A 20850-nucleotide genomic window follows, 5' to 3' on the forward strand; every position below is an offset into this window, starting at 1 on the left:
GTTGATATGGCTGAGTTTTCTATTATTGACCAGTACTTTAACAGACAATCTTATACAGATGTCACCTTAGGTATTGGAGATGACTCAGCCTTAATTACCCCTCCCGCAAACCAACAATTGGTGATCTGTGCAGATACGCTCGTTGCTGGACGTCACTTCCCTCTTGATACTTCTGCCCATGCGATTGGCTGGAAAAGTGTGGCTGTCAATCTTTCAGATATTGCAGCAATGGGGGCAAAACCGCATAGTATTTTACTAGCGTTAAGTCTTCCTACTATTGACCATGAATGGCTTGAAGGATTCAGTCAGGGAATTTATGACTGCTGTAATCAATTTGGGGTTGCTCTTATTGGTGGAGATACGACGCAAGGTCCTCATCTCACCATTACCGTCACAGCCATGGGCTGGATTGAAACTGGACAAGCTGTGTTACGTTCCGGTGCCAAAGTCGGTGACTATATTTGTGTGAGCGGTCAAGTGGGTGATGCCGCGTATGGTTTACAGCATCTAGGTCATCCATTACAAAAAAGACTGGACTACCCAACACCACGTTGTCAGCTTGGACAACAGTTGAAGGGATTAGCTTCTAGTATGATTGATATTTCTGATGGATTAGCCCAAGATTTAGGCCATATTTTAAAAGCTTCAAAGGTCGGTGCCCGATTATTTTTAGAAAAATTACCGATTGATTCAACACTACAAGAACTACCGGAACAGCAGCGTTGGCAATATGCACTCGCTGGTGGCGATGACTACGAATTATGTTTTACAATAACACCGCAAAATTATGAAAAACTTTTGCAAAAACAACTAGACATTAAGATTACAATGATCGGAGAGATCGTTGAAAAAACACAACTAACTTTTGAGCATTTGGGTTCAGATTACCCATTGCAAATTCATGGATACCAACACTTTGCATAAGCCACCGATTCATTTTAAGGACATGTCTTGGTTCAACCGCTGCATCGTTTTCTGTGGAGTTGGTTTCGGATCTGGTCTCGCACCTAAAGCTCCCGGTACTTTTGGCTCTGCCTTTGCCCTACTCTTCGTTCCAATCTGGTTATCGCTTGGCTTTAACTTAAGCTTGATCGCCATCCTCATCATGTCATTGGTCGGGATTTATATCTGTGGTCAAACTGCAAAAGTTATAGATGTACACGATGATGGTCGAATTGTGTGGGATGAGTTTGCAGGTCAATCTATTACCTTTCTTCCTCTGCTTTATTTACAACAAATGAATTGGATGTGGGTGATTGGGGGATTTATATTATTTCGGATTTTCGATGTTTGGAAACCTTGGCCTATACGCGTTATTGATCGTCAAGTGCATGGTGGTTTTGGTATTATGCTTGACGATATTATTGCCGGTGTATGGGCTGCTCTTTGTACACTAATTATTATCCATTTGAGTTAAATCATTAGAGTTATTCATGTCAACTACCGTCATTATTCTTGCTGCAGGTAAAGGAACGCGTATGCGTTCTCAGCTTCCTAAAGTACTACAACCTTTAGCGGGTCGCCCACTTTTAGGACATGTCATTCAAACAGCAAAAAAAATACTCGCAGAAAATATTATTACGATTTATGGACATGGTGGTGACCACGTCAAACAAACTTTTTCACAAGAAAATATTGAATGGGTTGAACAAGCAGAACAATTAGGTACAGGCCATGCAGTACAAATGACCTTACCCGTACTTCCTAAAGACGGTATTTCATTAATTCTTTATGGTGATGTGCCTTTAGTACGTCAAACAACGCTCGAGCAACTTGTTGAAGAATCAAGTAAAACGGGTATTGGCATGATTACTTTACATGTCGATAATCCAACAGGTTATGGTCGTATCGTTCGTCAAGAAGGCAAAATTCAAGCGATTGTTGAGCATAAAGATGCAACAGAAGCTCAGCGCCAGATTCAAGAAATCAACACAGGTATTTACTGTGTTAGCAATGCAAAACTTCATGAGTGGTTGCCTAAACTTTCAAATGAAAATGCGCAAGGCGAATATTACCTAACCGACATCGTGGCAATGGCTGTTGCAGATGGACTAGAAATCGCATCTATTCAACCAGAACTCGCATTTGAAGTTGAAGGCGTCAATGACCGTTTGCAACTTGCTGCACTTGAACGTGAGTTCCAACAACAGCAAGCAAAAGAGCTTATGCAACAAGGCGTAACTTTTGCAGACCCTGCACGCTTTGACTTACGCGGTTCAGTGAAAGTTGGACATGACGTTCGTATTGACGTCAATGTGATTATTGAAGGCGACTGTGAGCTTGGTGATTTTGTCGAAATCGGCGCTGGTTGTATCTTAAAGAACACCAAAATTGCAGCAGGCACTAAAGTTCAGGCTTATAGCGTTTTTGATGGTGCTGTTGTCGGTGAAAATGCTCAAATTGGACCATTTGCACGCTTACGCCCAGGCGCTAAATTGGCAAATGAAGTACATATTGGCAATTTTGTGGAAGTTAAAAACACAACGATTGGATTGGGTAGTAAAGCTAACCATTTCACCTATTTAGGTGATGCAGAAATCGGTGCTGAATCAAACATTGGGGCAGGTACGATTACTTGTAATTATGACGGTGCAAATAAACACAAAACCACTATTGGCGATGCCGTTTTTATCGGTTCTAATAGCTCGCTGGTTGCTCCGGTAACCATTGGGAATGGCGCTACAGTTGGTGCGGGTTCTGTGATTACGAAAGATGTAGCCGAACAAAGTCTCTCCTTTGAACGTGCGCAACAAATTTCAAAAGCAAATTATCAACGTCCCCAAAAGGTTAAAAAATAAGAGGATTGAAGTATGTGTGGTATCGTCGGAGGCGTTGCAGAACGTTGTGTAACCGAGATTTTAATTGAAGGTTTAAAACGTCTTGAATACCGCGGTTATGATTCTGCGGGTGTAGCTTTACTAAATAATCAACAAATTTTACGTGAGCGTCGTGTAGGTAAAGTTATTAACCTTGCAGATGCTGTTGCTGAACACCAGCTTACAGGGGCTATCGGGATTGCACATACACGTTGGGCAACGCACGGTAAACCAACTGAAAATAATGCCCACCCGCATATGTCTGGTAAGGTGGCTGTTGTACATAACGGTATTATTGAAAACTACCAAGAATTAAAAGACGACCTTCAAGCTTTAGGTTACGTTTTTACTTCTCAAACAGATACTGAAGTTGTTGCACACTTAGTTGCTGAAGCACTAAAAAGCACAGATAGCCTTTTAGAAGCTGTCGAAACTGTTGTACCGCAGCTTAAAGGTGCCTATGCGTTAGGTATTATCCATAGCGATTATCCAGATGAACTGATTACTGTACGTGAAGGTTCACCACTCGTGATTGGTGTAGGTATTGGTGAAAACTTTATTAGTTCAGACCAACTTGCACTTTTACCGGTGACTAACCGCTTTATGTACCTAGAAGAAGGCGATATTGCACGTCTTACTCGTACTTCAATTGAAGTATTTGCAAATGGCGAACGCGTTGAACGCCCAGTGCGAGAGCTTGATGCAACCGTAAGCAGTGCATCAAAAGGTGAATACAAGCACTACATGCTCAAAGAAATTTATGAGCAACCAGAAGCAATCAAGCAAACGATTTCTCAAGCGCTTGATGGCAATAGCTTACGTGATGATTTCTTGAAAAATGCTGATGCAGATTTCAACAAAATTCAAAGTGTACAAATCATTGCTTGTGGTACAAGTTACCACTCAGGAATGATTGCGAAATATTGGTTTGAACAACTGATTGGCGTGCCTTGCCAAGTTGAAATCGCGAGTGAATTCCGCTATCGCACCCCTGTAATTGTTGAAAATACACTTTATATCTGTATTTCACAGTCAGGTGAAACTGCCGATACTTTAGCGGCACTACGTGAAACTCAAAAGCGTGCGAAAGCAAACAATATCGATATTCAGACTTTGACTATCTGTAACGTTGCTACGTCTTCAATGGTTCGTGAAACTGATCACCACTTATTGACGCTTGCTGGTCCTGAGATTGGTGTTGCTTCAACTAAAGCGTTCACGACTCAGCTCGCTGCGCTTATGTTGTTAATCTTGAAAATTGGTCAAGTGAAACAACGTATTAGCCCTGCTCTTCTTGAAGAAATTACACGTGAATTGTGGCACAGCCCGAAAGTTATTCTTGATACGCTTAAGAATGACCCAGAAATTTTGCGTTTGTCAGAATTATTCGTTGAAAAAAATCACTGCTTATTCTTAGGCCGTGGTACGAATTATCCAATCGCATTAGAAGGCGCATTAAAGCTGAAAGAAATTTCATATATTCATGCTGAAGGCTATGCGGCTGGCGAGTTAAAACACGGCCCATTGGCACTTGTTGATAGCGAAATGCCAATCGTCATTCTTGCGCCAAATGATGAAATGCTTGATAAGCTCAAATCAAATATGGAAGAAGTTCAGGCACGTGGTGGTGAATTATTTGTTTTCGCTGATGAAAATAGTGGCGTAGTCGAAAAAGAGCGTCAACACGTTGTACAAATTCCAGCAGTAAACGAATGGTTAGCTCCAATTGTTTATAGCGTACCAGTTCAGTTATTGTCTTATCACGTTGCTGTTTTACGTGGTACAGACGTTGACCAGCCGCGTAACTTGGCGAAGTCAGTAACTGTAGAGTAATTCAAAAAGATCATTATTAAGGCATCCCCTGCTTTAATAACTGATTGATTAAGCCCGATATGCATTAATTGCCTATCGGGCTTTTTTATTGCGTTCATACCAGAACATAAAGAACACTCCCCTAGGCCCCCGTGTCACAACGGACTTTTTACTTTTGCGCTGATTTAAAGTTTGAGAGATCATTGCGACACAGAGATAAAGGAGCTAAGCGAACTTAGCCCATTTCATTTTTGTCACAACGTCGAATAATACTGAACAAATTAGGAGCAAAGTCCTGTGGGAGATCAGGGCTTTGCAAACTGGTGTGTTTTAAATGTTGCACAGTTTGAGGTGAATAAATTTGTTCAAGCTGTTGGCAAATACAATTGCAACTGGCTTGCATTTTTTCACCTGATAAACAAATTTTTTCAAATTCCTGCTGAGCATTGGCATCATCATTTGTAATACTGTAAGCACCAACCATAAGGTTTAAAACTAATATAAATTTATGAAGTTTCATATTATTCTCATGATTATTTATATCTTTAAATAAAAATATGATTTGTCTAAATATTAAAATAGTATTTTAAATAATAATTAATCCTCCCATAAAAATAGGATAATAAAATAAATAAAATTTTAAAATAAAAATAATTTATAAATTTAAAAAATATGGATATAGAAAACCAAAATTTTAAATAAATAAAATAGTTAAATGAGAGAGAAAATGAGTTTGAATAATGGCATGGCCAACTCCTTAAAAATGGAGTCCTACCACCAAATCACCGTCAATTGATTAGGGTGGCAGAACGAAAGAGGGTTGACAGACTAGACTTAGCGACCAGCACGCGCGAACGCGTCCCCCTTCCGCCCTACCATAGAGAAAAAGGGGGCACAAAGGTTCCACATGGGAAATACTAAGGAAGTATAACCCATTTGCTAAGTACGGTCTGTCAAAACCGTCTGGCAATGTAGGCCAGCAACGAAATATTAATCGGTATAATAAAGAACGTCAATTTATTTTAGTGAAAAAGTTTAAATATAATAATTTAATTAATTTTTGAATAATATTATCCTTGTTATTATATTCATGACTTTTAATTAAATTTAAAATATAAAATTTGGTTATATATATTTAGTAAATAAAATAGATTTATCATTAATTTTAATTTAACAGTTTACATAAATATATAAGATGATAAGCATATACCTCTTATCATCTTTTCTAGAGTTTACTTTTCTATAGCTTTTACGGGTAATCGCGTACCTAACAAAGAAAAAGTCACGTCCGCAACTTCTAACGGCTCTGAACTGGTCCAAATAATATGATTTCCCTCATTTGGACTTTCAGAATTTAAATGATATTGATTGAGCTGCCGAATTAATTGCGCTGTCACAGCTTCCGAAGGCTCAATAATTTGAATATCACGACCAACAATTTCCTGAATCGTATTTGAGACAAATGGATAGTGCGTACAGCCTAAAATAATCGTATCGACTTTTTGCTCAACTAACGGCGCCAAAATATTTTTTAAATAATCTTTAACTTCCGCGGTATGTGCTTTGCCCATTTCGATTTTTTCGGCTAAGCCAATACAAGGTACTAAAGACACTTTAATATCTTGCGCATACATTTCAATTAAACTTTTTAAGTTTTTGCCCTTCACCGTGGTTGCAGTCGCCAAAACCGCAATATGCTTACTTTGTGTGATTGCTACAGCTGGTTTTACGGCTGGTTCTATCGCAATCAGTGGCACATTAATTTGCGCTCTAATCGTTTCAATCGCTACAGCGGTCATGGTGTTACAAGCAACCACGATCGCTTTGCATTTGCCATGAGCAACTAAGTTCGAAATTAAATGCGTGGTTCGTGAAACAATCCAGTCGCTTTCTTTGTCGCCATACGGGACATATTTCGAGTCGGCGAAATAGATAATGTCTTCATTCGGAAGAGCCTGCCGAATATGCTTAAAGAGAGATAACCCGCCTAAACCAGAGTCAATCATTCCAATCGGGTTGTTATTGTTATTCATGGTTGGTCCTGTATTTCATGTATTTAGAAAAATTCTTTCATGGTTGCCAAGTCTGTGAGCACGACTTTGGGCTGAATGGTTTTTAATTTTTCAGCCGATGTATAACCCCAACCTACCGCAGCAAAATCAATGCCTGCCTTATGTGCAGCTTCGCCATCAGTGGTTTGGTCACCGACATAAATGGCCTGCTCTTTATTTAAATTCAGAATATTGAGAACGCGCTTAATTCGTTTAGCTTTGCCAAATATAGACGAGCCACCATCAATATGGCTAAAAAGTTCACATAGTTCTGTACCAAGAATACTTTGACAGTTTTCTTTAGAGTTTGAAGTAATAATTGCGAGCGTATATCCCCGATTATGTAGTTCAATTAAGTGATCCCTCATGCCTTCAAACATGTAAACTTCTTGGTCTCTTTCTTTCATTAAACGAATGAAATCTTTGGCAATCCAAGGCAGTTTCCATCTGGAGACTTTCATCTCTTTCATAATTTCTTTTGGTGAAAGATGTTTGTACTGCTCTACTTCATGTAGCTTTACTGATTGAAATTTATGCTTCTTGGCAAGCTGATTTAAAGTACCTAAAAAGAAGCTAAAGGAGTCGACTAAAGTACCGTCCATATCAAAAATAATAGCTTGGTATTCTTTTAAAGATTTTTCCATTTTAAAGTTCTGAAATAAAATATATTTTTTATAATTATATTCTGTTTTCTATCCGTTTTTAAATCAGGCCCAACGAGGACCTGACCTAAATTTCGAATTTTATTTTAAGTTGCTGCTTTTTGTTCCTTAATCCAATTTTTAATACGTGCATCCAGAATATTTAAAGGCAATGTTCCTGCATTTAAAACCATGTCATGGAATGCTTTGATATCAAAACGGTCTCCAAGCTCATGTTTTGCGAGCTCCCGCAGCTCTAAAATTTTTAACTGGCCCATCTTATAAGCTAATGCTTGGGCAGGAATAGCAATATATCGGTCTGTCTCTGCCTGAATATCAGGCTCATCTAAAGCAGAGTGTTCTCTCATAAAATCAATCATTTGCTGGCGGGTCCACTTTTTATAATGTACGCCAGTGTCAACCACTAGACGACACGCACGAAATAACTCGCTTGAGAGTCTTCCATAGTCTGAAAGCGGGTCTTTATAGAAACCAACATCTTTACCCAATTGCTCTGCGTAAAGTGCCCATCCTTCAATATAGGCGGTGTGGTTGGGTTGCTTTCGGAACATCGGTAAATTTGGTAGGTTTTGGGCAATATCAATCTGCATATGATGCCCCGGAATCGCCTCATGGTAGGCGGTCGCTTCCATTGATATTTTTGAACGCTCAGAGAAGTCGCCAGTATTTACATACACTTGTCCGGGGCGTGAACCATCAGGTGTTCCTTGGTGATACTCCGCACCTGCCGCTTCTTTTTCTCGATATTGCTCTACAGGTAAAACTTCGACTTTATTTTTGGGTAATAAACCAAACAGCTTCGGCAACTCTGGTTGCATTTGGGCAATATACCCGCGATAAATCTCTAAAATTTCTTCACGAGATTTTGGGAAAACCGCAGGATTTGTTTTTAAAGATTGTTGGAAACTTTTTAAGTCATTGAAACCTTGTGCTTTGGCAATTTTCAGCATTTCCGCTTCAATACGAGCAACTTCTTTTAATCCCAATTGATGAATAGTTTCACGGCTTTCCGAGGTTGTCGTATTGTTTTCTACATAAAAGCGATAGAGCTCGTCACCATTTGGCAAGCTCCATATACCCTCGTGTTGTCGTCCATAGGGTAAGTAATCTTTCTGAATAAATGTCCCGAGTTTTTGATATGCAGGGCGAACATTCTGATCTATGACCTGTAGCACTTCACGGCTTAAACGCTCTTGTTCTGCTTTCGAAATATTTTTTGGAAATTGCTTTAATGGTGAAGCAAAAACACTGTCTTTCCCTGCTGGAGCTGCAATACTATTAATCTGCTTTGCCACTTTTTCAATTAAATACTTGGGTGGCATCAAGCCATCTTTTTGTCCTTGTTTTGCTAACTGAATACCTTGATCAAGAATAAGAGGGATTTGTTTTAAACGAGCAATATAGTCTTGATATTGCTTCGTATTATTAAATGGAATCGAACTAATAAATCCCGGAAATTGTAAATGTAGTCCCCACATTTGGTTGAAAGGCATCTCATAGAGTTTCAAATCGTAATTTTTAAGTGACTCTTTTAATTGATAAACCATTAAATCTTTATTTAATTGATCAGTTGCTGAAAACCCTGTGCTATCAATTGCTTCAAAACGTTTTAAAAAATTTTGAGTAGTTTTTTTATCTTTCTCGATCTGATTTTTTGAAAGCTCAGTCCACCGATTGTTATAGCGCAAATCGCCTAAAACAGTTGCAGTTTCAGGATTATTTTTCAAAGTATATTCCCACTGCTCTTGTAAAAGCTGGTTTAAAGCTTTCACCCGAACAGAGACATCACTGTTTTGTTTAGCTTGTGATTTTTTGATGGTATTAGAATTAATTTCGGGGGTTGTAGCATTAGTGGAATGAGACATCCAAAATAAAACACTGATACAAGCCAAATGTAAGGTTCTGTTTTTCATTTAATTATCCAGAAATGTTTAACAAAGGTTAAAATAAAGACAAAACAAATTACGTGCCAAGCAGCATATAAAATGGTGTAAAAATCGAGTATTTTTTAACTCAATGATTTTATAAATTAATTTTATTTTTAATTATATTATTTATAGTTGCTATCTATATTCCGTATCTGACTTTAATGTATCAGACACTTAAAAAAAGTGCACATGAGCGATCTCAGTGCACTTTTGAATTTCTACATTAAAAATTGTTTCTCAAGAAAACAAATATTGATAAACAATATAGGCAGCCAACTTTGCAGTTCTATTGTCCAAATCAAATTTTGGATTGCATTCAGCAATATCTAAAAGTTTGATTTTGCCAGTCTCTTGAATATGCTTAAAAATCGCTTCAAAAGTCGTTAAATCAATTCCTTTGACAGCAGGTGCACTTACTCCGGGTGCAACCGCGGCAGTAAATACATCTAAATCAATCGTAACGTACAAACCGTCCACTTTTTCAATAAAAGCATCAACCGCTGCAAGCACATTATTTAGGTTAAAAATATTAACCTCATGATCGCGCAAATATGAGCAATTCAGAGCATCGGCTGTATCAAACAAAACTTTAGTATTGGCATGGTTAGCGACCCCAATACATAAATAATTAAATTGTTTTTGATGCTGTTCGGAAAGTCGCGCTGCTTGTAAAAAAGGTGTTCCAGAAGTGGCATGCTCTGCTTCACGCAAATCAAAATGGGCATCGAAATTAATAATGCCTATTTTTTTATCTGGTGCGTGGGCTTGTATATATTGGAACAGGCCGCTAAAGCTGCCAAATGCAACCTCATGTCCACCGCCTAATACAATCGGTTTTAAATCATTTTGCAGGCTATTTGCGACTTGCTCAGCTAACTCTGTTTGGGCTTGCTCTAAATTGCCATATTCACAAGTGACCGTACCCAAATCGACAATACTGACTGGACGATGAATCGGTAAATTAGCAAGTTGTGTGCGAATTGCATCTGGCGCATCGGCAGCACCGACTCGGCCTTTGTTACGCTTCACGCCCTCATCAGAGCTAAAACCAATCAGGGCAAATTCGGCATGTTGAGTTTTATTCATAATATGGTGAATACGTTGGTGTGCTTCACCCTCGCCATCATGGCGGCCTTGCCATTTAAATGTGTGATTCATGTGACACCGTTTAAAAAATAACTTCTTGTCCATGCTGAACGACTCGCTTAGGCAAATCTCCGCCCAGCCAGTAAACAATTTCAGATGGATGCTCAATATCCCAAGCCACAAAGTCAGCGACTTTGCCCTGCTCTAGACTGCCGTGCGTTTGTTCTAAACCAAGTGCTTGTGCCGCATGAATGGTGACACCAGCTAATGCTTGCTCAGGCGTTAAGCGGAAAAGTGTGCTGCCCATATTGAGCATTAAACGTAAAGAAAGTGCTGGAGATGTACCCGGGTTTAAATCACTCGACAGCGCAATACGCACGCCATGTTTAATCAGACTTTCAATCGGTGGATATTGTGTTTCACGTAATAAATAAAAGGCGCCCGGTAGTAACACTGCAACCGTACCCGACTCTGCCATGGCTTTGACATCATCTTCGGTCATGTACTCTAAATGGTCAGCTGACAACGCATGATAACGTGCTGCCAAGCTTGAACCACCTAGCGATGAGAGCTGCTCAGCATGAAGCTTAACGGGTAGCCCCAATGATTGTGCCGTTTTAAAAACACGTTCGACCTGAGCTGGTGAAAAGGCCAAATGCTCGCAGAATGCATCTACAGCATCGACCAAACCTTCAGCATGCAGTTTAGGCAGCATTTCTGTACAAATATGCTCGATATAAGCATCGCTTTGATCTTTGTATTCTGGCGGTAAAGCATGAGCAGCTAAACAGGTGCTTTTGACCGTCATTGGTAAAGCTTCACCAATTTGACGGATCACACGCAGCATTTTGCGCTCGTTTTCGTAGTTGAGTCCGTAACCAGACTTAATCTCAATGGTGGTTACACCATCTTGCTGCATACAGCGAATACGTTTAAGTGCTGAATTTAATAGTTGTTCTTCGCTTGCTTCACGCGTTGCACGAACAGTACTGGCAATACCGCCACCGCTTGCTGCAATTTCAGCATAGCTCACGCCTTGTAAGCGCTTTTCAAACTCAACACTACGGTTGCCACCAAATACACTATGCGTATGGCAGTCGATAAACCCTGGGGTTACCCAAGCGCCTTTTAAGTCAACTGTTTCGGAATAAGTATCGGTAGGAAGTTGTTGTTGTTTTCCAATCCAGTGAATGAGATGCCCTTCTGTGACAATTGCAGCATCTTCAATGTATGAATATTGCCCATTTTGCATGGTCGCAATGTGGCAATTTTGCCAAAGTTTTTTCATTAGCCCTTCCTCAAAACTGCCCAATAGTTCAACCATTGGGCAGTTCATTTGTTAGCTTTCTATCTCAACATTTTGCTGGATAGGATTACTTTCCTTTCCCAAGCTTTGCTCTGGCTTTACCCAAATGCGATAAGCAATTGTTAACAGAGCAAGCCAAGTGATTCCTACATAAATTGCAGGACGTGAATCTGGGAAATACCCCATCATGACTAAGATGAACGCCATAAAACCAATCGCAAATGCAGGTGCATATGGCCAACCCCATACAGGGAAATCCAGTGCCTTAATTTCCGCAGTAGATAACTTACGGCGCATTGCGACTTGCGAAAGTAAAATCATGAGCCACACCCAAACGGTTGCGAAAGTTGCAATCGACGCAATGATCATGAATACATTTTCAGGAATCAGGTAATTCAGTACGACACCAATTAATAGCACACCAGCCATAACCACTACGGTCATCCATGGCACGCCATTACGTGATAACTTCTGAAAAACTCGAGGCGCTTGACCACGATTTGCCATACCATAAAGCATACGGCCAGCACCAAACACATCACTATTAATTGCCGAGATCGCGGCGGTCACCACCACCATATTTAAAATATGCGCAGCAGATGGAATGCCTAGATTTTCAAAAATTTGTACAAATGGACTACCTTGGCTACCAATTTGATTCCATGGGAAAATCGACATCAAAACAAAAATGGTCAGTACATAGAAAAGTAAAATACGTACTGGAACTGCATTAATTGCTTTTGGCAAAGTTGTTTTCGGGTCTTGTGACTCACCGGCTGTAATACCAATAATTTCGATACCACCGAACGCAAATACCACTACAGATAAACATGCAACTAAGCCTGCAATCCCATGCGGCATAAAGCCATCATAAATCCATAAATTTTGTATACCCGGTACCACACTGCTATGGTCAGCATGGAAGCCGTAGAACATTAAGCCTATTCCACCTAAAATCATGGCAACAATCGCACTCACCTTGACAATAGAAAGCCAAAACTCGAGTTCACCGAAGACTTTAACGTGAATCAGGTTAATTGCACCCAAGAACATAATCAGGGATAAAATCCAGATCCACCGTGGTACATCGGGATACCAAAACCCCATATAAATACCAAAAGCAGTCACATCGGCAATCGCAACAATCACCATTTCAAAGACATAAGTCCAGCCTGTCGTAAAACCAGCCAAAGGACCAATGTACTGTGATGCATAGTGGCTGAATGAGCCAGAGACGGGATTATGGACAGCCATTTCACCCAATGCGCGCATAACGATATAAATTGCAATCCCTGCAACGATATACGCAAGTAAAACTGAAGGCCCTGCCATTTTAATGGCAGTTGCCGAACCATAGAAAAGCCCAGTTCCAATTGCTGAGCCCAATGCCAAGAAACGAATATGGCGGGTGTTTAAACCCCGCTGTAGTGTGGAGTTTTGTGACATTATAATCTCCAATCCTTGAGGATATTTAGTTAGATTCGGCCACTCCATGTGACCGTTTTATCAATCACACTTCAGATAAACTAGGGAGTAGTTTTGGAATAATTAACTCGTTTAGGCAGCCGCTTGAGAGTAATTCACTTGCTTGCTCAATATCAGGAGCAAAGAAACGGTCTTCACTGTAGTAAGGCACTTGAGCGCGCAAGATTTTACGAGCTTGTTCAAGTTTAGGCGAGCTTTTTAAGCCTTCACGGAAGTCTAGACCCTGACAAGCGCCTAACCATTCAACAGCTAAAATGCCACGGACGTTGTCAGCCATATACCAAAGACGTTTACCCGCATTCGGTGCCATTGATACATGGTCTTCCTGATTCGCTGAAGTTGGCAAGCTATCAACACTTGCAGGATGTGCAAGTGCCTTGTTGTCACTCGCAAGCGCAGCAGCGGTCACTTGAGCAATCATAAAGCCTGAGTTCACACCACCATTTGCCACCAAGAACGGTGGAAGCTGTGACATGTGACGGTCCATCATCATTGAAATACGACGTTCAGACAGTGAACCAATTTCTGCAATTGCCAATGCTAAATTATCTGCCGCCATTGCTACAGGTTCTGCATGGAAGTTACCACCAGAAATCACATCACCTTGTTCAGCAAAAACAAGCGGGTTATCCGATACCGCATTTGCTTCAATTTCTAAAACTTCAGCAGCTTGACGGATTTGAGTTAGACATGCACCCATCACCTGTGGTTGGCAACGTAAAGAGTATGGGTCTTGAACTTTGCTACAGTCTTCGTGTGAATGTGCAATTTCACTCGAGTCTGTTAGTAGATCACGATAAGCCGCAGCTACATCAATTTGACCGCGTTGGCCACGCACTTCGTGAATGCGCGCATCGAATGGTGCACGTGAACCCAGCATTGCTTCAACGCTTAAGCCACCACAAACCGTTGCAGCTGCAAATAAATCTTCAGCTTCAAATAAGCCACGTAAAGCATAAGCGGTTGAAACTTGTGTACCGTTTAAAAGTGCTAAACCTTCTTTAGCTGCTAAAGAAATCGGTTCTAAACCTGCAACTTTTAAAGCTTCAACTGCTGGTAACCATTCACCCTTATAACGCGCTTTACCTTCACCAAGTAACACTAAAGACATGTGTGCAAGTGGTGCCAAGTCACCTGAAGCCCCTACTGAACCTTTCAGTGGAATGTGTGGGTAAACTTCGGCATTAATTAAAGCCAACAACGCATCAATCACTTTACGACGAATACCAGAGAAACCACGCGCCAAGCTATTTGCTTTCAATAGAATGATTAGACGAACCATTGCATCATCAAGTGCTTCACCAACACCTGCGGCATGCGAAAGAACCAATGAACGTTGTAACTTTTCTAAATCTTCAGGAGCAATTTTGGTTGAAGCAAGTAAGCCAAAGCCCGTATTAATACCATAAGCTGTACGTCCTTCATTTACAATTTTCTCAACGCAAGCCACGCTTGCATTAATTGCAGATGAAGCACTTTCATCTAATTTAACTTTGATCGGGTTGAGGTACGCTTGACGTAAATCGGCTAAGGTCAGTTTTCCCGGTTGGATCAATAATTCCATGTTGGCTTCCTAATTTTTTGCACTATATTCTGCTGAGACGGTGCTTTTCACAATTGCAAAAAGCACCGCCAGTTCTTCCGTGTATTTTTATTGCGTGATCATTGGCAAGTGTAGGCCTTGCTCTTTCGCACAGTTAATCGCAATTTCATAACCTGCATCAGCATGACGCATAACACCTGTTGCAGGGTCATTGGTCAGTACACGAGCAATACGTGCAGCAGCTTCATCTGTACCATCACATACAATCACAACGCCTGAGTGTTGAGAGAAGCCCATACCTACACCGCCACCATGATGTAAAGACACCCAAGTTGCGCCGCCCGCTGTATTTAACAATGCGTTTAATAAAGGCCAGTCTGATACTGCATCAGATCCGTCTTGCATTGCTTCAGTTTCACGGTTTGGGCTCGCAACTGAACCTGAGTCTAAATGGTCACGACCAATCACAACTGGAGCTGATAATTCACCGCTACGAACCATTTCGTTAAATGCCAAACCAAGTTTTGCACGTAAGCCTAAACCTACCCAGCAAATACGCGCTGGTAAGCCTTGGAAGCTAATGCGTTCACGAGCCATGTCTAACCAGTGATGTAAATGCTCATCATCAGGAATTAACTCTTTAACTTTGGCATCTGTTTTATAAATATCTTCTGGGTCGCCAGACAACGCTGCCCAACGGAATGGACCAATACCACGGCAGAACAATGGACGGATGTATGCAGGTACGAAACCTGGGAAATCAAAAGCGTTTGCTACGCCTTCATCTTTCGCCATTTGACGAATGTTGTTGCCATAGTCAAATGTTGGCACACCCATTTTTTGGAAATCGAGCATCGCTTGTACATGCTTAGCCATCGACTGTTTTGCAGCTTTTACAACAGTTTCTGGTTCAGTTTTTGCACGTTCACGATATTCATCCCAAGTCCAACCTACTGGTAAATAGCCATTGAGTGGATCGTGTGCACTTGTTTGGTCGGTCACCATGTCTGGACGTACACCACGGCGAACAAGCTCAGGTAAAATTTCAGCAGCGTTACCATGAAGCGCAATTGAAATTGCTTTACCTTCTTTTGTATAGCGGTCAATACGCGCTAAAGCGTCATCTAAATCAGTTGCTTGTTCGTCTACATAACGGGTACGTAAACGGAAATCGATACTTGCTTGTTGGCATTCAATGTTTAAAGAACATGCACCTGCAAGTGTTGCAGCTAAAGGCTGAGCACCACCCATACCACCTAAACCGGCAGTAAGTACCCAACGACCTTTTAAGTCACCGTTGTAGTGTTGGCGGCCTGCTTCAACGAAAGTTTCATAAGTACCTTGTACAATGCCTTGGCTACCAATGTAGATCCATGAACCTGCTGTCATTTGACCGTACATTGCAAGTGCTTTTGCGTCTAACTCGTTGAAGTGTTCCCAGTTTGCCCAGTGCGGTACAAGGTTTGAGTTTGCAATTAAAACACGAGGTGCATCTTTATGAGTTTTAAATACACCTACTGGTTTGCCTGATTGAACTAATAAAGTTTCATCAGTTTCAAGATTTTTTAAAGTATCTACAATTTTGTCGAAACATTCCCAGTTTCGTGCTGCACGGCCAATACCACCGTATACAACCAACTCTTTCGGGTTTTCTGCAACGTCCGGATCAAGGTTATTCATCAACATACGTAATGGAGCTTCAGTTAACCAACTTTTAGCCGTCAATTCAGTGCCGCGTGGCGCACGAATTTCTACATCACGAAATTTTGTTGTCATTGTTGTCACAGTCGGACTCCTTCCTTTGAGCTTACATCAGCAGAACATCATTTGTTTCTGCATTTGTATAGTAATGTATTAACTTGTATATACATTTATATACTACACAAATATTTTTCGGCGTGAAGAGGCTTGCTCGTATTTTTTTAAAAAAATTGAATAAGCTCATGAATTAAAATAATTTATTTTTATATCTGACATAAAAAAAGCACATATCTTCTAACAAGACATGTGCTTTTTAATCAGTAAACTATATCTTTTTAACGTTGAATTAACTCAATGATATAGCAACTTTTGTGCTGTTTTTTTGGAAAATTGATTGATGTGACACTAGCATTTTTCTCAATTTTTAGCGTCTCATGAGCAGCAAGCTGAACGGAATGCTCATCAACGTTCACTTCCGTTTCACCACCCTGATTAAAAATAAAAATCAGGTCTGCCGAGCTTATAAATGCCTGCTCCGCTGCCTCATTCAACCACTGAAAACGAGCATAAAACTTTGCCGGATCATAAATTAAATTTAAATCTCGAATTGCACCGTCTACCAGTTCACTTTGGATCTGACTCTCACCATGAAAAGCAAAAATATCACCTTGGTTCAGCGTCTTGGCAGGAAGATCATCGACATGTAATACCATGCCCTGTCCATCGAGTACGCTAATAATGCGCTGCTTATTTAGAAATAGCGAAAATGGCCCGGAAGTAGTTACATCTGCCATTGAAATGCGCCAATCGAAGTCAGCCTCACCTTGGCTTCTGGCAATTTCTAAAGTGAAACCCGCACCATTTTTCCAAAGCATTTTTGTATATTGATCGGCCCTGATCAATTCAATCATGGATTAAATTTCCCTTCGAGATAATAGCGGCTGCCCGGATAGATCAAACGTGCACTTGAAATGAGTTGTTTATTTGACCATGTACGGCGACGGATGAGTAAACATGGTTCAGCTTTGGTGATCTTCAACCACTTGCACTCTTGAGCAGATGCTAAAACGGCCTCGACAATATGCTCGCCTTCTGTCACAGGCGCTTTTGCCATGAGGTAAGCATTAGGCGTAATCGTTTTAAAATCTTGTTGTAGATAATCTGGAATCAGTGCTGCATCGACTAAACGATCTTCGACCTGAACAGGTACATCATTTTCATAATGCACAATAATCGAGTGAAATAATCTTTGTCCTTCGCGAGTCTGCATTAACACGCTTTGCTCTGCATTTGCATAAATTTGTTCTAAAACTAAAACTTCAGCATGGTGCTTATGGTTTCGTGCAATAATCTCATCGGCGATATTATTAATCTGAAAAAGTGCAGTACGGCCCTGTCCTTCAGCTACGAAAGAACCAACGCCCTGAATTCGCACAAGCAAGCCCTCAGTCGTTAGCTCACGTAGCGCACGGTTTACCGTCATACGGCTACAGCCAAGTTGATTAACGAGTTCACTTTCCGAAGGAATTTTTTTATTTACAGCCCACGATCCTTCATAAATTTTTTGTGAAATGAGCTGTTTGACGCGTTGATATAAAGGAACTGGACTATCAGCTTCAATCGAAAGCTCAGCATGTTCTTGTTTTGATGTTCTGGGCATAACAAATACTCAAAAAGGCGGCAGGCAAAAAAGTATTTTAGTTGACATGCTATGTATATACAACTACATACAACATGTTAATTGATGAATTAAATAGATTTTAAAAAGTTTAAAAAATAAACATAGCTCAATAAGAGCTAATTTAAAGTTTTATGTAGAGAAATTCAAATATATTAGGCTTTTATCAATATTTATTTAATAGTTATTTCTGCTAAGACTATGCTCAATTCAAGGATGTAAAAAGTATCATCTTTTCTAATTTACGAAATGCTGCTTAAAATTTTTATTTAAAATAACTGATCGATAGTATTCTTCTGCCACACAGTATATTAATAAAACTGGAAGCACATCGAATGCGTAATTATAAAATAGATATTCTCCGAGGAATTTCTATCCTTTTGGTTCTTTTACATCATTTTAATATTCCCTATAAACTTAAAGACACATGGTTAGGTTTTGATTTCTTAGGTGAAGCATTTAGCACAGTCATCGCAAGAAACGGAAATTATGGCGTCACCATGTTTTTTGTGATTTCGGGTTTTTTAATTACCCATCACACTTTAAAAAGAGATAAACAATTCTCCGCAATTAACCTCAAGCATTTTTATATCCGGCGGGCGGCACGTATTTTACCGTGTCTAGGATTACTCATTTTAGGGGTAAGTCTACTTGGGTCATTTGATTTAAAACCCTTTATGAACCAAGCCCCGAATGGCATTGAGGTCTCTTATCCATTAACAATTTTTGCAGCTTTAACCTTCTGGATGAATATCCTGATTATTAAATTTGGTTGGGTAAACTATGCTTTAGGCGTGTTGTGGTCGCTCTCTGTAGAAGAAGTTTTTTACTTTGTTTTTCCATTATTGTGCCTGCTCACGCGTAGTAATAAGTTCTTTATTGCTGTACTGATTGGAGTAATTTTATATGGGCCTTATTTTAGATCTCTACATTTTGGAGAAGAAAGCGGCGCCTATTTATATCATTATTTTTCGAGTTTTGATGGTATAGCGATTGGCTGTTTAACTGCCATTTTTTCTCATACATATCGACCAGACTGGACTTATAAAAAACCTCTTTCGTGGTTGATTATTTTGGGCATGACCGCTCTATATTTATATGCGCCAATTAAAGAAGTGAGTACATGGGGGATTAGCTTATTTGCTTTTGCCACAGGCTTACTGATTTTGTGTTTTCAACATCCTTCAGGAGCGCAAGCGCATAATCTATTTACAAAAGTCATGGTCTGGTTGGGGCAAAGAAGTTATGAAACTTATTTGTTCCATCTGGTTGTGCTGGGGCTTATGAAAGTTGCTTTTATTCCGGCTCAAACCGACGCTAGCATCAAAATTATGCTTTTAATTGGCTATCTGGTTCTGACTTTTATCATCAGCGCAGCAATTGAAAAATATTATTCCACCCCACTTAACAGCTACATTCGAAAGGTTTTTATTAAAGATAAATCATAAAAATAAGCCCCTTTAAAATAGGGGCTTTATTTTATTAAGCGATCAACATGGTTTCATTATCTTGCTTAAAAGGATTAGACCAGCTCTGCCAAGCTTGTGGTCCTAAAGCCATTTCTTCATCATTTAACAAGCAACGATCTAAGCGTTGTATTAAAGCTTGCTCATCCATTTGCATACCAATTAAAACCAGTTCCTGACGTGCATCACCTGTGCGGGCATCCCAGTTTTTCTTAATTTCTTCAATACTGGCTAGGTCACTCGGCCAGTCTTCTTCTGCAACGGCCGCCCACCAGTAACCTGCTAAGCCGTGGCGAGCCATTGCTCCCGCTTGTGACCATGAATAAGCCAATGTCGGTTCAGCAGCCAACCAGAAAAAGCCTTTAGAACGAACGACACCCGGCCATTCAGACTGTACTAAATCATAAAAACGCTCTGGGTGAAAAGGTCGACGGGCACGGTAAACAAAGCTACTAATTCCATACTCTTCAGTCTCTGGCGTATGCTCGCCGCGTAACTCTTTTAGCCAGCCCGGTGCTTGTGCGGCTTCATCAAAATCAAATAGCTGTGTATTTAAAATTTTATTTAAGGCAATCTTTCCAAATTGAGCAATTTCAATTCGGGCACGCGGATTGAGAGTTTTTAAAATTGCGATGAGTTGGTCTTGCTGAGCTTGGTCAATCAGGTCAATTTTATTCAGCACAATTACATCACAAAACTCGATTTGATCGATGAGAAGATCGACTACAGTTCTTTCATCTTGCTCGCCTAATGATTCGCCACGCTCTTGCAGTAAGTCAACCGAACTGTAATCTCTAAGAAAGTTAAAAGCATCGACTACCGTGACCATGGTGTCGAGTCGAGCGAATTCATTGAGTGAGTTTCCATCTTCATCTTCAAAGGTAAAGGTTTCTGCCACAGGTAAAGGTTCTGAAATGCCAGTAGACTCAATCACCAATTGGTCAAAGCGTCCTTCATCAGCTAAACGTTTAACCTCAACCAGTAAATCTTCTCGTAGCGTGCAACAGATACAACCATTACTCATTTCAACCAGCTTTTCATCTGTTCTTGAAAGCTCTGCCCCACCTTCGCGTACTAATGCCGCATCAATATTCACCTCAGACATATCATTGACAATCACGGCAATACGGCGGCCTTCACGATTATTTAAAATATGGTTGAGTAATGTGGTCTTTCCTGCACCCAAAAAGCCCGATAAAACAGTGACGGGAAGCTTGGCAAATGAGTTGGCGATTGCAGTGCGCATGGCTTGATCTCTTTGAATAATCTTTAAACTGATCATGGCTGGCCATTTAAGTATGACCAGATCACAGGCG

The 20850-nt window shown here is 40.3% G+C and carries 16 protein-coding genes and 1 pseudogene; 5 read left to right on the forward strand and 12 right to left on the reverse strand.

Annotated features, from left to right (window positions below; translation table 11 throughout):
- Nucleotides 1-6 precede the first annotated feature (6 nt).
- The 4 genes from thiL to glmS are packed head-to-tail and all read left to right on the forward strand — an operon-like array spanning nt 7 to nt 4649.
- Nucleotides 7-924: a thiamine-phosphate kinase gene (thiL, locus tag KTI78_RS09155; protein WP_262445868.1), complete on the forward strand. Its 918-nt coding sequence runs from the start codon at nt 7-9 to the stop codon at nt 922-924.
- A complete protein-coding gene (locus tag KTI78_RS09160) occupies nt 902-1417 on the forward strand; it encodes a phosphatidylglycerophosphatase A (protein WP_016143831.1) in 516 nt (171 codons plus the stop codon). The genes thiL and KTI78_RS09160 overlap by 23 nt, the downstream gene beginning before the upstream one ends.
- A gap of 16 nt (nt 1418-1433) precedes the next feature.
- Nucleotides 1434-2798: a bifunctional UDP-N-acetylglucosamine diphosphorylase/glucosamine-1-phosphate N-acetyltransferase GlmU gene (glmU, locus tag KTI78_RS09165; protein WP_224992211.1), complete on the forward strand. Its 1365-nt coding sequence runs from the start codon at nt 1434-1436 to the stop codon at nt 2796-2798.
- 12 nt (nt 2799-2810) lie between these two features.
- The gene (gene glmS, locus KTI78_RS09170) at nt 2811-4649 is read left to right on the forward strand and encodes a glutamine--fructose-6-phosphate transaminase (isomerizing) (protein WP_262445869.1); all 1839 of its coding nucleotides are present in this window, start codon (nt 2811-2813) and stop codon (nt 4647-4649) included.
- Between the two features lie 204 nt (nt 4650-4853).
- Here glmS and KTI78_RS09175 read toward each other — a convergent pair.
- The 11 genes and pseudogenes from KTI78_RS09175 to hutC form a co-directional block, all read right to left on the reverse strand.
- Nucleotides 4854-5148: pseudogene (locus KTI78_RS09175) on the reverse strand (hypothetical protein).
- Nucleotides 5149-5860: 712 nt separating this feature from the next.
- Nucleotides 5861-6661 carry a glutamate racemase gene (murI, locus tag KTI78_RS09180; RefSeq protein ID WP_262445870.1) on the reverse strand — a complete coding sequence of 267 codons (801 nt, stop codon included), beginning with the start codon at nt 6659-6661 and terminating at the stop codon, nt 5861-5863.
- A gap of 23 nt (nt 6662-6684) precedes the next feature.
- The gene (locus tag KTI78_RS09185; RefSeq protein WP_262445871.1) at nt 6685-7323 is read right to left on the reverse strand and encodes an HAD family hydrolase; all 639 of its coding nucleotides are present in this window, start codon (nt 7321-7323) and stop codon (nt 6685-6687) included.
- A gap of 104 nt (nt 7324-7427) precedes the next feature.
- Nucleotides 7428-9254, reverse strand: coding sequence for a DUF885 domain-containing protein (locus tag KTI78_RS09190; RefSeq protein ID WP_262445872.1), 1827 nt, complete (start codon nt 9252-9254; stop codon nt 7428-7430).
- 252 nt (nt 9255-9506) lie between these two features.
- Entirely contained in the window at nt 9507-10427 is a 921-nt protein-coding gene (gene hutG, locus KTI78_RS09195) for a formimidoylglutamase (protein WP_262445873.1), read from the reverse strand.
- Between the two features lie 10 nt (nt 10428-10437).
- The gene (gene hutI / locus KTI78_RS09200) at nt 10438-11643 is read right to left on the reverse strand and encodes an imidazolonepropionase (protein WP_262445874.1); all 1206 of its coding nucleotides are present in this window, start codon (nt 11641-11643) and stop codon (nt 10438-10440) included.
- A 51-nt stretch (nt 11644-11694) separates the two neighbouring features.
- On the reverse strand, nt 11695-13107 hold the full coding sequence (locus tag KTI78_RS09205) for an amino acid permease (protein WP_016142696.1): 1413 nt from the start codon (nt 13105-13107) through the stop codon (nt 11695-11697).
- A gap of 64 nt (nt 13108-13171) precedes the next feature.
- A complete protein-coding gene (hutH, locus tag KTI78_RS09210) occupies nt 13172-14710 on the reverse strand; it encodes a histidine ammonia-lyase (RefSeq protein WP_000421598.1) in 1539 nt (512 codons plus the stop codon).
- Between the two features lie 87 nt (nt 14711-14797).
- Nucleotides 14798-16465: a urocanate hydratase gene (hutU, locus tag KTI78_RS09215; protein WP_239976878.1), complete on the reverse strand. Its 1668-nt coding sequence runs from the start codon at nt 16463-16465 to the stop codon at nt 14798-14800.
- Between the two features lie 260 nt (nt 16466-16725).
- Nucleotides 16726-17301: a HutD family protein gene (locus tag KTI78_RS09220; RefSeq protein ID WP_262445875.1), complete on the reverse strand. Its 576-nt coding sequence runs from the start codon at nt 17299-17301 to the stop codon at nt 16726-16728.
- Nucleotides 17298-18050, reverse strand: coding sequence for a histidine utilization repressor (gene hutC / locus KTI78_RS09225; protein WP_199985820.1), 753 nt, complete (start codon nt 18048-18050; stop codon nt 17298-17300). Before hutC ends, KTI78_RS09220 begins: the two co-directional genes overlap by 4 nt.
- Before the next feature lie 353 nt (nt 18051-18403).
- On the opposite strand from hutC, the gene KTI78_RS09230 reads away from it, so the two are divergent.
- Nucleotides 18404-19516, forward strand: a complete 1113-nt coding sequence (locus KTI78_RS09230; RefSeq protein ID WP_262445876.1) for an acyltransferase family protein — start codon at nt 18404-18406, stop codon at nt 19514-19516.
- A gap of 34 nt (nt 19517-19550) precedes the next feature.
- Here the strand turns inward: KTI78_RS09230 and zigA are convergent, their stop codons facing one another.
- The gene (gene zigA / locus KTI78_RS09235; RefSeq protein ID WP_262445877.1) at nt 19551-20816 is read right to left on the reverse strand and encodes a zinc metallochaperone GTPase ZigA; all 1266 of its coding nucleotides are present in this window, start codon (nt 20814-20816) and stop codon (nt 19551-19553) included.
- Nucleotides 20817-20850 lie beyond the last annotated feature (34 nt).

The sequence above is a fragment of the Acinetobacter sp. WU_MDCI_Abxe161 genome (assembly GCF_025514355.1).
GTDB lineage: Bacteria > Pseudomonadota > Gammaproteobacteria > Pseudomonadales > Moraxellaceae > Acinetobacter > Acinetobacter pittii_E.

Excerpts from the sequence above, each read along its gene's own strand:
- thiL (WP_262445868.1), top strand. The coding sequence starts at position 7 with ATGGCTGAGTTTTCTATTATTGACCAGTACTTTAACAGACAATCTTAT.
- KTI78_RS09160 (WP_016143831.1), top strand. The coding sequence starts at position 902 with ATGGATACCAACACTTTGCATAAGCCACCGATTCATTTTAAGGACATG.
- glmU (WP_224992211.1), top strand. The coding sequence starts at position 1,434 with ATGTCAACTACCGTCATTATTCTTGCTGCAGGTAAAGGAACGCGTATG.
- glmS (WP_262445869.1), top strand. The coding sequence starts at position 2,811 with ATGTGTGGTATCGTCGGAGGCGTTGCAGAACGTTGTGTAACCGAGATT.
- murI (WP_262445870.1), bottom strand. The coding sequence starts at position 6,661 with ATGAATAACAATAACAACCCGATTGGAATGATTGACTCTGGTTTAGGC.
- KTI78_RS09185 (WP_262445871.1), bottom strand. The coding sequence starts at position 7,323 with ATGGAAAAATCTTTAAAAGAATACCAAGCTATTATTTTTGATATGGAC.
- KTI78_RS09190 (WP_262445872.1), bottom strand. The coding sequence starts at position 9,254 with ATGAAAAACAGAACCTTACATTTGGCTTGTATCAGTGTTTTATTTTGG.
- hutG (WP_262445873.1), bottom strand. The coding sequence starts at position 10,427 with ATGAATCACACATTTAAATGGCAAGGCCGCCATGATGGCGAGGGTGAA.
- hutI (WP_262445874.1), bottom strand. The coding sequence starts at position 11,643 with ATGAAAAAACTTTGGCAAAATTGCCACATTGCGACCATGCAAAATGGG.
- KTI78_RS09205 (WP_016142696.1), bottom strand. The coding sequence starts at position 13,107 with ATGTCACAAAACTCCACACTACAGCGGGGTTTAAACACCCGCCATATT.
- hutH (WP_000421598.1), bottom strand. The coding sequence starts at position 14,710 with ATGGAATTATTGATCCAACCGGGAAAACTGACCTTAGCCGATTTACGT.
- hutU (WP_239976878.1), bottom strand. The coding sequence starts at position 16,465 with ATGACAACAAAATTTCGTGATGTAGAAATTCGTGCGCCACGCGGCACT.
- KTI78_RS09220 (WP_262445875.1), bottom strand. The coding sequence starts at position 17,301 with ATGATTGAATTGATCAGGGCCGATCAATATACAAAAATGCTTTGGAAA.
- hutC (WP_199985820.1), bottom strand. The coding sequence starts at position 18,050 with ATGCCCAGAACATCAAAACAAGAACATGCTGAGCTTTCGATTGAAGCT.
- KTI78_RS09230 (WP_262445876.1), top strand. The coding sequence starts at position 18,404 with ATGCGTAATTATAAAATAGATATTCTCCGAGGAATTTCTATCCTTTTG.
- zigA (WP_262445877.1), bottom strand. The coding sequence starts at position 20,816 with ATGATCAGTTTAAAGATTATTCAAAGAGATCAAGCCATGCGCACTGCA.